Consider the following 12,837-nt stretch of genomic DNA (forward strand, 5'->3'; position numbering starts at 1 on the left):
ACATAAATATGCTACAAAATACAAATTAAGAATTCATCGTAATTTTTTAAATTGAAGTTTATAATTATTATGTTCATTTAAATTAGTAGAGAAATAATATTTATTATTATGATCTGTGATGAAATATATTGCATTTATTTCTGCCGGATTTATTACTGCTTCTATTGACTTTATTCCTGGACAACAGATAGGTTTTTTAGGTAATCCATCAATATAATAGGTGTTATATTCTGATGGCGTTTTTAAATCTTTATAATTCAAATCTCTATTGAGAGTTGATTTGCCAAAAGTTAGTGCATATATTACTGTAACATCTGACTGTAGTTTCATACCGCATTTTAAACGATTTAGAAAAACTGCAGCAACCTTAGATTTTGCAATATCATCACTTGACTCTTTTTCTACTATAGAAGCCAGTATAAGTAAATCTTTACTGTTTTTTAATATGGATTTATCCTCTACTTTTTTATATAAATCCTCCAATAAATTTAACATATCATAATGCATTTTTTTTATTAAATTATTTTTAGTATCATTATATAAATAGAAATATGTAGATGGCATCAATTCCCCTTCTTCTACAGCAAAATCTATCTTACCACTTAGTTTCTGGTTACTTGCTATTATTGGTAATATTTGGTTTATGGAGTATCCTTCTGGAATAGTTAATTTATATATTATAGATTCTCCTAATATTAGAATTTTTGTAATTGTTGCTATACTGGAGTATTTATGTATTTTATATTCACCAACTTTAAAAAAAATGCCGAATTTACTAAATATATATCCTATAATTTTAAATAAATATGGGGAATCAATAATATCTTTTGCTGCTAGTTCGTTAGATATTTGTGTTATGTTTTTTCCAGTGCTAATTGTAAGAACAGTATCTTTTTTCAGTGGACCAGGCCTATATATTATCCAAAACATGCTAACTGAAGCTGTGATGAGTATCACTAATATTAATATAATAGAAATAATTCTGGTATTGTGCTTTGATAACATTAGTAATCAAAAATTTTCTGTAAAAAATTTATTTTAAAAGAGATAATATAAACTATTTTTATATCTTATGCTCTACAAATATTTAATATACTAAGTAATGTAAAGTTAACTATATATAGCAAAAATTAGGGTTCCATTCGGATTCATTGAAATTAATAGATCAAATAGTAATAAATAAAGTCAGTTTTCATTACTATGTTACTCAATGAATAGTCCCCCAGCTTAGATTACTGTTTTATATGATAGTAGCAAATTTGCATTTTGCATACCTCATTTCTTAATTGTTAAATAATCTGAGTAGTTTTATAAATAAGTACTAATTAATTAAAACTCAGAAATTAGCTAAACTGTGTGAAGTCTTAGTTATTAATGTTAGTTCTTGGTTAAGTATTATAACCTTAAAAGCGATGAATTCAATAGTATTTATAATCTAAAATTTAGTACTGCAAAATTTTCATACTACGCTTCCAAGGAAATTATTACGATACATAGTATAATACAAGGTTTTAGAACTTTGTGTTTTCTTAAATAATTATTTTACACATACAACAGGAGCTATAGGCAGAAATTATTTAGATATTTTATTTACTATATCTAAAGAAATCACAAGCTGGCGCGGAAGGGAAGGGATTCGAACCCTCGTTACCATAAGGTAAACACGCTTTCCAGGCGTGCGCTTTAAACCGCTTAGCTACCCCTCCTACTATATCTATTTAATTAGTGATATATTATACTTAACTTTGTATAAGCTAGTTGTATATCTGAATTTTAGTTGATGTTATCTAAATATCAAGCTATTTCTTGTAAAGGTAAATCAATTTTTAATTTATAAAATACATCTAGCAGCCCAGCAATTAGATCTTTGATCATAGACTCAGTATGCAATTGTGTAGGGGTAATTCTAAGTCTTTCAGTGCCTCTAGGTACAGTAGGAAAATTGATGTGCTGTATAAAAATATTGTGATTCCTAAGTAACATTTCAGATGCCTGTTTTGCTTTGTTTGGATCTCCTATAACTATTGCTATTATGTGGGTATCATTTTTAATATAGCGAATCCCAGCCTGATTCAAGTAATTTTTTACAGAATTTATAACTTGTTTATGTTGTGTACGCTCAATATTAGAGTGTCTCAAATATTTAATGCTCTCTCTTGCTGTATCTGTAATAACTGGAGGCAATGATGTGGTGAATATGAATCCCTTAGAATTTAACCTTATTGCATCAATTAGTACCGTATTAGAAGCAATATAACCACCTATAACACCAAAAGCTTTTGCTAATGTTGCTTGTATTATATCTATTTTATCTTCGTACCCTAACATATTAGCTAAACCTGCCCCTTGTTCACCATATAATCCTACGGAATGTACTTCATCTATGTAAGTTAAGGCGTTATATTTTTTTGCAAGAGCACAAATATTTTGTATAGGTGAAACCGAACCATCCATAGAATATATTGATTCAAAAATAATTATTTTTGGTGTATTGATATCTATTTTTTGTAGCAATTCTTCTAGATGATCCATATTTAAATGTTTATATATATATTTTTGAGATCTAGAGTTATATATACCAGATATTATTGATGCGTGATTTAATTCATCAGAAAAAAATACTAGATCTGGTAATATTCTAGATAAAGCTACTAATGCAGAGTCATTTGCTATGTACCCAGAAGTAAATACTAAAGAAGATTCTTTAGTATGTAGTGCTGCAATTTCTTGTTCAAGTTTAACTATTGATTCTGTAGTACCAGAAATATTTCTTGTCCCTCCGGACCCTATACCATATTTTTCTATTGAATGCTTAGCAGTATCTATTAATTTTTGATTGTTACTCATTCCTAAATAGTCATTACTGCACCATACCACTATTTGAGTTCCATTAACCAAATATGCATTTGGTATATCAGAGATACATCTATTTTTATTCAGTGGCTCAAACAACCTATATCTGTTTTCTGTTAGGATTTTATTTATATAGTCAACACACAACTTATTGTAGTTTATCATAATTGGTTAATCAATTCTTATTAGTTTCATTGATTGCATATCTTACTATTGAGGTTAGTGTATTTTTTTTAAACCAGTAGTAGATGTAGTATCGTATATCTTTTAGGATATTTAGTATAACGTTCAATATATCTTATACTAATCCGGTTAACATAAATTGTTTTACTTTTGCAAAAGCTCTATTCTCTATTTGTCTTACACGTTCCTTCGATATAGAGTATTTTATACTTAATTCTAGCAACGTTGAAGGCGATTCTTTTAATTTACGTGCTATAAATATTTCTTTATCTCGTTTTTGCAGAGAATCAATAGCTTTGTTAAGCAATGCTTGCTGGAGTTTAGTATTTTGGATGAGCATGTATTTTTTTTCTTGACCCAACCTGGTTTCTGGTATTAATTCTAGCATTTCTGGTGAATTATTATTATCATTTAAACTTTGGTTGAGAGATACATCATGCCCTGAAAGTCTTTGCTCCATTTCTAAAAGCTCAGACTCATTTACTCCTAAAGATATTGCAATATCTTTACTATCTTCACTATTGACAGGTCTAGCATACATATTAGATATTTTTTGTTTGATTTTATTCAGACTAAAGAATATTTTTTTCTGTGCGTTTGTAGTTCCTATTTTTACTAATGACCAAGACTTTAATATAAATTCCTGTATTGCGGCTTTAATCCACCACATAGCATATGTAGATAATCTATGCCCTAGGTGTGGGTTATATTTTTTAACTGCTTGCATCAGACCTATGTTGCCTTCTGCTATTAAGTCAAACATCGGTAGTTTATAATTTCTATAACCAAGTGCAATTTTTACTACAAGCTTGAGGTGGCTGGTGACTAACTTATGTGCAGCTTCTATTGTTTTGCTTGCGTAATATTGTTTTGCTAAATCCACTTCTTCTTCGCAGCTTAAGGAAGGGATGTTATTAACTTGCTGTAAGTATTCATATATACAATACTTACTATTAATTGCAGTTAGTTCATACATAACCACCTAAAATTTTAAGTTTCATCTATTTAATTAATAATCATTTACTTTTAAAATACACCTAACATCGTTATCTTATCAACACATATATAATATCATTATATACTAAATATCAATAGATTTTTTATTTAAATATTAGAAATACAGATTCTATTAACTTTTTGATTATGATATAATAATAGCTATTAGTTACTTATACATAAGTGTGTTTATATGGTACTGCTGAGGAACAGAAAAAGAGGAAGTATTGATGCCTTATTTGAGCTGCTCAATATGCTATTTATGATATTTTATAATATGTTGCCGGTGCTATTACTGATGCTATCAATTTATTTTATATCTCTGTCTTTTTATCCTTTTCAGTCCAGGCTAGTCCTCGGTATTACAGGGAAGATGTTGTATTTCAATAACTTATTCTATAGTGAGTGCAACAATTGCATTGCTGGTATTAAGAAAAAGATATTTTTTTATCAGCAATTAGATTCAGAGAATAAACGTCTGATTTTAGAAAATATTAATTTACACGATTCTCATAATCGATATCTTATGCTAAAAAAGGAGAATGAGCATTTGAAACAGTTATTAAATATTGCATATACATTGCCTCCTAAAACAGTTATAGCAAAGATAATTGGTAGATCACTCAATAATCATAGTGCAGGACGTTTAGTCATTAATGCAGGATCTGAACTTGGAGTTCATGTGCATGATATAGTAACTTTTAATCGTGCGCTGATTGGTAGAATAATAAATACAAGTAAGCATTATTCTGAGGTAATGTTGATATTAGATCCTAACTCTAATATTTCAGTTGTTACTGAGCATTCTAAAGAAAAAGCTGTATTATCAGTAAAGAATGGTAACCTTAAAGTGAAATATCTACAAACAAAAAATTCTATTCATACTGGGGAAAAAATATATACTTCAGGAGATAGTCAATTTTATCCTCCTGGTATTTTAATAGGCAAAGTTAAATATATCGGATTTGATGATATATTTATCGAAAAAGAAATAAATATAGAAAATACAGATTTTGTAATGGTTGAGTCTCAAGAGCACCGTATTGTAAACTAAATTAGTGTTAGCGCCTTTTTTGTATTTAGAATATCTTGTATAAGTAAAGTTTTTATAACATTTAGGTTATTTTATGATTCATCAGTATTAATAATGTATCCCAGTATTAACAGAAGCAGCACTATAGATGTAGTAAATGATCTTTATAAGATAGATTTAGCACAACATATATACAAGCTTAGTAATGATTTCTGTGATTATTATTGTGCATTTAATATTCACAATTCTCAAAAATATTTTGCTATAATTTATAAAAATAATTTTTTAGTACCTGTAGAAGAAATTAGTAAGTTAGTGAATTTTAGGGATTGTTATTTAAATAACGTGATTGATTATTCTATAGTAAGACTTTCAAGAGATCATTCTACTCATTTGGTATCTATAGTAGAATATTATGACTATCATGATAATTTAACAAATATATTTTTAAATAATAGATTAATATCTAAGTTAGAGTTAGAAACTCTTATATCTAGTCTTACAGAATTGATGTCGAAATTAGGCGAAGTTGGTATCTATGGATATAATATACATAGTAGTAATATTATATTGAAAAATGATAACGGCCCTAAATTTTTACTACGTGAATTTATAACTAGCTATAAATATTATTATCAACCTAATCACTATATTGCACCTGAGTTTCTATTTTGTCATCCAGCTGGTAGAAGACCTAATAGCGTTAAAGGTGATATTTATGCATTAGGTATATTAGTATTTTCTTTGCTATCAAAGCAATCTCCATGGGATCAATTCGAGAATACAGAGGATTATAATATATTTCGGCTAGAACATACTACATATAAAACCATAGTTTCAGAACAAATAACTAGTAAGATCCCAAACAAAATGCAATATTTTTTGCAATCTACGTTAGAGGATAAAATATCTACAAGGTCTGACCTTTTAGATATTGTTATGTGGCAAAGCAACAACAATAATCAAAAATTCCTATATCGTGAATTGTTTAATAAAAATCATTATCCATTGGTATTTAGTAACAAAAAATATTATTCTGTCCAGGCTATTGCTTATGTGATATTTAAGAATTGGCAGCATTCTTCAAATCTTGTTAATGATGTTCAGTTTAAGCAATGGATAGCTAATATGCAAATTCTTAATAATATTCCAGATTTTTTTTATCAAATTAGTAGTGCTAAGCAGTATAATAATATACAAACCATCGTTATGGACCTTAAGTTCTGTCATTTATTAGCAATTTTGGATTCAGAAGGATGTATTAGAATTAAAAATATAGGAGTAACAGCAGTAGCAATTCCGGAATTATTTTATCATTTTATGATAACTAAACAATTTCAACTTGCAGAAGAGTTATTTAATTATCTTATTAAGGAATCTGCTTGGAAGTATTATAGTAATACAGAATCTATAGGCTATGTATTAGAAAAACACAAACAGCTTTTTGCTCAAATCGTTGAGCATTATAAATATTACTCATCTAGATGTAATTTAGAGACAGTTTTATATATGTTGAACCCTAATATTGGATGTATTAGTAGTATCTTAAACCAATATATAGATAATATATCTGTTTTGTTGACTGAGTTAGAAGAGTATAGTAAAGAGTATAAGAAAACGATTTACCTGGATCAGTATGTTATTTCATTTATTATGTATAGATTAAAATTAGAAAATAATATTAATCCTACTATTGGTATACAAAAATTATCAGCATTATCTAAGCATTATATTTTGAAATTTATATCTATAATAAATCTACTACATAGTCAATTACCAAGAATTCCTATCAATAGCTTATGTAATGTTATTACAGACGAACTAAAGATTTTACTTAGTAATATTGTATATGATACGAAGTTAAAAAATTCTATGATAAAGCGTTTAGATAAAATAGCTACACTACATGATATAAAGCTTATAGCGAAATTTCTTATATCAAGTAACAAGTTGGTTTTTAATGATAATTCAAAGTATATTAAAGTTAAGAAAAAGCTACAGCATATAAAGAAAAAAATGAAAGATTTAACTAGTAATAAACAAGAAAATTATAAATTGTATAAAGAGTTAGGAGAGAACATTACTATAATTACTTCTTATATATTATTGGCTATAATTATTCTAGTTTTAACAGTTAAAAATATTTGATATATTAATATGTACTTTAAGATTATTAATGTTATTAATTCATTATTTTATAGAGTAGTAATTTTTTTCTTAGGTGTAGTTGCCTTATTTTTATTCACTATAAACTACAACAGTTTTATTTTGTTTATATTGATAATAATCCCTTCATTGTTGGTATTAGTCATAAATGTGAGTAAAAATATGTCGTACGTGGTAGTCAATTTTAACTTAATTGGAATATTGCCGTTTTTACTAAAACTCTTTAGTTCTAGTAATGTAGAGGGTGTAATATTAGATTATATCTCTACGAAAGATTTGTGGTACCAGGTATATTTTACAACAGCTGTAGGATTGATGATATATTTTATATTACCAATAATACTAAAAAAAATATATAAGCTTTTTTTTAATGTTAGGATTTATTTATTAACCACTCAGTATGTTAATATTTGTGATAGGTGGGGTATTAATGCAGATGATGATACTTTATTAGAGTTTAAAAAAAATAATGATATTAAATTAGACTAATAATGAAATTTCAATATAATAAGTCTTTATATATTTTTTATTGATCAGTGGTGCAGTGGGTGCTTGAGAGAGAGATTTTAGAGTTGATTTACCATTTTTTATTAGTATTAACTAGAGTTGGGGCTGCTATTAGTAATTTTTATGTTATGAATAATGAGTATCTTTTGAAGAGACACAAGTTATTAATAATGTTTACTTTCACTATAGTTCTATTACCAAATGTAGTCGTATATTTACCAAAATATCAAGATAATATATTGCCTAATTTGGGATATCTTGCTTTGGAGTTTTTTATAGGTATTGTTATTAGTATCACATCTCGTATCATATTCAGTATTACTCAGTTTATTGACCATCTAATTTCTACACAGTCTTCTTTAGGAGCTTCATTGTTTTTTGATCCTCATCAAAGAATACAAAAATCTCTATTTTCTAATTTTTTTATTTTATACTTGATATTGGTTATAATGATATCAGATATTCATCATATATTTTTATATGCTATAGCAGAAAGTTATAAGAGTTTATCAATATTACATCAGAATGTCCAAATATCAGATATAGGCAATATGGTCGCAGAAGCTATGAATCAAAGCTTTTTGTTAGCTTTTAAAATTTGTGCTCCTATTATAATATTAAGTGGTGTATTGCTGATTTCTGGTGCAATAGTATCTAGGATGATTCCAAGTTTTCAGGTCTTTTTTATATTCACACCTGTACAAATCATGGTAATGTTCTGTACAGTATATTTTATCGCACATCACGTAGTCATGAAGCTAGCTGATGCTATAAAAGAATCCTTTGGGCATTTCACCTCTTTATACTAGTTTATGTATTATTAGTGAGAGTAGAATTTAGTTCAAGGTTTAGCTGTGATTACTTACTATATATTTAATGCAGCTTTGTATAATTCTAATACTGTTTCGTGTTCTTCCAGTTTTGCTTTATCAATATTTTTAATTCTTAAGATTTCTTTCATTACTCTGGTATCAAATCCTGCGGATTTTGCTTCATCGTAAACAGATTTGATATCTTGTAATATATCTTTTTTAGTAGCTTCTAAATTTTCTATTTTATCTATATAGTATTTTAACTTTTGAGATTCTATGACTTGTTCCATGATGTTGTAATTAAAAATTGTTAATAATTATGTTGTTGTGATATGCAAAATATTTATATCTTACATATATTAATTAATTTTATTGGTTGCTGTAATAGATACCCTAGAATCAAAAACAAAACATTCTCCGCGCCAGTTTTTATGTTCTATTGACTGGTTAGCCAGATATTCCAGGATTCCACCTTTTAATTGAAAAAGCTGTGTATATCCTGCAGTTTTCATATATGCTGTAGCTTTTTCGCACCTTATTCCTCCTGTACAGTACATTGCAATTTTTTTGTTTCCTGATAATAAAGATTTATTAGACTTTAACCAATATACAAAATCCCGGAAGGAATCTGTATTAGGGTGAATTGCTTTTCTAAAATGCCCCAATTTTGTTTCATAGTGATTTCTTGTATCTATTAATATTACATCTTCTGAATTGATAAAATTATCCCAATTTTCTGAGTGAATATATGTAGCTGCATGTTTTGCTACATCAATATATCCAACATTTAGCTTTACTATTTCAGATTTAATCTTTACTTTGATCTTATCAAATGGATGCAAATTGCTAAAGCTTAGTTTAGTATTAATGTTATCTGTATTAGAGATCTTTATGATATCCGATAACAACAGCTTTATAGCTTTTTCTTCCCCTGAAATTGTTCCATTAAACCCTTCATCTGATATTATTACTGTACCTCTTATATATTTTTTCTTTGCCTGAAATAATATTTTGTATAGCAAATAATCTTTATCTTGAATTTTAGTAAAACTATAAAAATTTAAAATTGCAATTTCTTCATTGAAAGAATCCTGAAGTATCATGGTATAAAATGTTGATTTTTTATATGTATTAATTCAGTTGCAAGCTTATATCAAATTTATAAAATAACAAAATATGATTTTAACTATAAATTCAGCAGTTAGTAAGCTATATTCAAAATCATTTACAAATAAAGAGCTCTAATGGAACAATTTTAGGTATTTTAAAAATTCTGATTTAGGTGATAATACCAAATATGTGTTATCTTGTAATGCCTCTTTGTATGTAGACAATGATTTATAGAATAAGTAGAATTCAGGATCTTTACTATATGCAGAGTTATAAAGCCTTGTAGATTCTTTATCACCTATACCCTTCATTCTTTGAGCTTCCATATAAGCATTTGCGATAATTACTTTTACTTCTTTATCTGCTTTTGATCTAATTCTTGCAGACTCTTCATTACCTTCTGCTCTGATTTGTTTAGCTTCTTTTTCTCTTTCTGTTTGCATTCTGCGGTAAATTGCAGCTCCATTTTCTGAAGGGAGGTCTGCTTTTAGAATTTTTACATCAAGTATTTTAATCCCGAAGTCTTTTGCTTCTTCATCCACTAAATTTTTAATTTTATGCATTAATACAGTCCTTTGGTCTGTAAGAAGAGTGTTTAATGGAAACCTTCCTATTACTTTTCTCATTGAAGATTCTAAAATTTTATTTAACCTTAGTTCAGCTCCTTGATAATTATAGACGGTCTTATAGAATACAATAGGCTGTATAATATGAAATTTTAGAAAGGCATTTACTATAATTCTTTTACCATCTGAAGCTGTTAACTCTTTAGATTCAGCATTGACATCCAGTAAATGCTTATCAAAAAGGGAATATGTTTGAATTAGAGGTATAATTAAGTTTAAGCCAGGTTTTTCCACTACTCTCACTGCTTCTCCAAACTGGAAGACTATAGCATTTTGTCTTTGTTCTACCTGAAACAGGCTAGCATTAAGCAAAATGGCAATTATTAGCAGAACAGAAATTATAGCGTAGATTTTATTCATTTCTATTAATTAATTTTTTAATTTTGTATTAAGATCCATATGAGGTAGAGTAGAATTCTCTATAATCACTTTAGAGTTATTCATGAGAATATCACGCACTGTATCTAGGTATAGTCTGTTTTTTGTTACTTCCTTACTATGTAGATATTCTGTATATATTGAGTTAAATCTATCTATATCCCCTTTAGCTTTTGATATTATTTCTTGTTTGTATGCGTCAGCCTCTTGCAACAATTTTGCTGCCTCTCCCCTAGCTTTTGGTAGTACATCATTATTATATGATTGTGCCTGATTAATCTCTTTTTCTTTATCAGCTTTAGAAGTTTGTACATCTCTATATGATTCTATTACTTCTTTTGGAGGTTCTGCTTTTAGTAATTGTACTTGTTCTAGTTTAATACCAATATTATATTGATCTAGGGTACTCTGTATTAAAATTTCTATTTTATCGGTAATTTCTTGTTTTTGACTAGATAACACTGATGCTATAGGAGTATTACCAATGACTTCACGTATAGCGCTTTCTGCTACCAATTTTATTGTTGCATTAGGGTTTTCAACGTTGAATATGTATTTTTTCAAATCACTGATATGCCACATTACATCCACGTTCAATTCTATAATATTTTCATCTCCTGTGAGCATAATGCTTTCATTACCTATATCTCTGAAAGCAGTATTAGAAGCATTTTGATAACGTCCATAATGTTTTGAAGAGTTATTTGAGCGGTAACCTATTTCTACCCTACGAGATTGAGCAATTTTTTCTATAAATTTATTTTCTATCGGATTTGGTAGGTGGTAGTTAAGACCTGGCTTAGCGATACGATTGAAAGCTCCAAATCTTGTGACTACTGCTTCAGATCCCTCTTTTATTTCGTAAATACCAGAAGTTAACCATAATAAGCAAATAGCTAAAATAATGAATAACACAAATTTACTATTAAAGTTAAATTGAAAATTCATGAAATCATATTTCTTTTTACTGAAGATGTTCGTATTTTTCGAATCATCTAAATCATCCCAAGGAGACTTTTTTAAAAGATGCATTACCAAATCTAATTAATTTATGCTTGTTTATAATACTAAATTTAAGCTATAACCATATTAATATATGAATTTTATAATAATTGCAAGTATGACTGACATTATAGCTCAAATATATAGTAAATTTGATGAATTATTGCTAGAAAATGGTTCATGTATCAGGGATATGGTCTCAAATGTTAGAATTAGAGATAACGAGATATTGGTTATGGTTGATTCATTAAATTTCAGTAATCAAGATTTGAATATAATTAAAATTAAAATACAAGATAAGCTTTCTGGACTTGTTAAGGGGAAAGCTTTGAAAATACTTTTTATTAGTCATAGATCTAAAAAATCAGATGATACTCACGCTGAAAGGGATATTAATATATTAAATGGTAAAAGTAATAAGATCAGAATAGATGCAGCAAAAAAAGTTATAACTATAGTTTCTGGTAAAGGTGGAGTAGGAAAATCTACGTTAACATCTTTAATAGCACAAAAGCTATCTAAAGTATATAATAAGAGGGTAGGGTTATTGGATGCAGATATATATACACCATCTATTCCCACGATATTTAATAGTAATAGAACCCCGGAAATCATTGACAATAAAATGTTGCCCATATTTTCTCATGGAGTATATATAAATTCTATTGGTTTTATAGTTAATCGTGATACGGCAATAAGTTGGCGAAGCCCTATTTTAAGCAAGGCATTATATAAATTACTTTCTCTTACTTTATGGGATAATTTAGATTATTTACTAATAGATACACCACCTGGTACTGGGGATATACATTTAAGTTTATTACAGAATTATTTTATTGATTATGTAGTTATGGTGACTACACCCCAAAAAATATCTCAAATAGATGTAGCAAGATCCATCGATTTATACCAGAAATTTGGGATAAAGATACTTGGTATCATAGAGAATATGCATCTAGTAACAAATTTGTCAGATCATAATAAAAGAATTTTTGCTGGCAATAGTGCCGAAACTTTATCTAAATCATACAACATTCCTATTTTAGATAAAATACCACTAGATCCTAGTTTATCTAAATCATGCGATGAGGGTTATTCTTTAGAAGATTTTTTTGTATTAATAAATCTAGATAAATTTTTGAATTAATCTATAAAATATATAACCAATAAT

The 12,837-nt window shown here is 27.8% G+C and carries 12 protein-coding genes and 1 tRNA gene; 5 read left to right on the plus strand and 8 right to left on the minus strand.

Annotation, left to right across the window (positions count from 1 at the left end; all coding sequences use genetic code 11):
* Window positions 1-33 precede the first annotated feature (33 nt).
* From mltG to rpoH, 4 genes are all read right to left on the minus strand, one after another.
* Window positions 34-1,005, minus strand: coding sequence for an endolytic transglycosylase MltG (gene mltG / locus IHI24_RS01780; protein ID WP_194966356.1), 972 nt, complete (start codon window positions 1,003-1,005; stop codon window positions 34-36).
* Between the two features lie 616 nt (window positions 1,006-1,621).
* A tRNA-Ser gene (locus IHI24_RS01785) sits at window positions 1,622-1,706 on the minus strand.
* 88 nt (window positions 1,707-1,794) lie between these two features.
* Window positions 1,795-3,018, minus strand: a complete 1,224-nt coding sequence (gene hemA / locus IHI24_RS01790) for a 5-aminolevulinate synthase (protein WP_194966357.1) — start codon at window positions 3,016-3,018, stop codon at window positions 1,795-1,797.
* Window positions 3,019-3,151: 133 nt separating this feature from the next.
* Window positions 3,152-4,012 (minus strand): RNA polymerase sigma factor RpoH, encoded by an 861-nt coding sequence (gene rpoH, locus IHI24_RS01795; RefSeq protein ID WP_194966358.1) that lies wholly within the window; start codon window positions 4,010-4,012, stop codon window positions 3,152-3,154.
* A gap of 213 nt (window positions 4,013-4,225) precedes the next feature.
* Between rpoH and mreC the strand changes: the two genes are divergently transcribed.
* From mreC to IHI24_RS01815, 4 genes are all read left to right on the plus strand, one after another.
* Window positions 4,226-5,086: a rod shape-determining protein MreC gene (gene mreC / locus IHI24_RS01800; protein WP_194966359.1), complete on the plus strand. Its 861-nt coding sequence runs from the start codon at window positions 4,226-4,228 to the stop codon at window positions 5,084-5,086.
* 93 nt (window positions 5,087-5,179) lie between these two features.
* Window positions 5,180-7,213, plus strand: a complete 2,034-nt coding sequence (locus IHI24_RS01805) for a protein kinase domain-containing protein (protein ID WP_194966360.1) — start codon at window positions 5,180-5,182, stop codon at window positions 7,211-7,213.
* Between the two features lie 9 nt (window positions 7,214-7,222).
* The gene (locus IHI24_RS01810; RefSeq protein WP_194966361.1) at window positions 7,223-7,720 is read left to right on the plus strand and encodes a hypothetical protein; all 498 of its coding nucleotides are present in this window, start codon (window positions 7,223-7,225) and stop codon (window positions 7,718-7,720) included.
* A gap of 59 nt (window positions 7,721-7,779) precedes the next feature.
* Window positions 7,780-8,547 (plus strand): flagellar biosynthetic protein FliR, encoded by a 768-nt coding sequence (locus IHI24_RS01815; RefSeq protein WP_194966362.1) that lies wholly within the window; start codon window positions 7,780-7,782, stop codon window positions 8,545-8,547.
* Between the two features lie 56 nt (window positions 8,548-8,603).
* Here the strand turns inward: IHI24_RS01815 and IHI24_RS01820 are convergent, their stop codons facing one another.
* From IHI24_RS01820 to hflK, 4 genes are all read right to left on the minus strand, one after another.
* The gene (locus IHI24_RS01820) at window positions 8,604-8,840 is read right to left on the minus strand and encodes a DUF2312 domain-containing protein (protein WP_194966363.1); all 237 of its coding nucleotides are present in this window, start codon (window positions 8,838-8,840) and stop codon (window positions 8,604-8,606) included.
* A 69-nt stretch (window positions 8,841-8,909) separates the two neighbouring features.
* Window positions 8,910-9,653, minus strand: a complete 744-nt coding sequence (trhO, locus tag IHI24_RS01825; protein WP_194966364.1) for an oxygen-dependent tRNA uridine(34) hydroxylase TrhO — start codon at window positions 9,651-9,653, stop codon at window positions 8,910-8,912.
* Between the two features lie 138 nt (window positions 9,654-9,791).
* Window positions 9,792-10,646 (minus strand): protease modulator HflC, encoded by an 855-nt coding sequence (gene hflC, locus IHI24_RS01830; RefSeq protein WP_194966365.1) that lies wholly within the window; start codon window positions 10,644-10,646, stop codon window positions 9,792-9,794.
* 9 nt (window positions 10,647-10,655) lie between these two features.
* On the minus strand, window positions 10,656-11,696 hold the full coding sequence (hflK, locus tag IHI24_RS01835) for an FtsH protease activity modulator HflK (RefSeq protein WP_194966366.1): 1,041 nt from the start codon (window positions 11,694-11,696) through the stop codon (window positions 10,656-10,658).
* Between the two features lie 64 nt (window positions 11,697-11,760).
* Between hflK and IHI24_RS01840 the strand changes: the two genes are divergently transcribed.
* Window positions 11,761-12,813, plus strand: coding sequence for a P-loop NTPase (locus IHI24_RS01840; protein WP_194966367.1), 1,053 nt, complete (start codon window positions 11,761-11,763; stop codon window positions 12,811-12,813).
* The last annotated feature ends 24 nt before the right edge of the window (window positions 12,814-12,837 follow it).

The organism is Rickettsia endosymbiont of Cardiosporidium cionae (genome assembly GCF_015476335.1).
Lineage (GTDB): Bacteria > Pseudomonadota > Alphaproteobacteria > Rickettsiales > Rickettsiaceae > JADHZC01.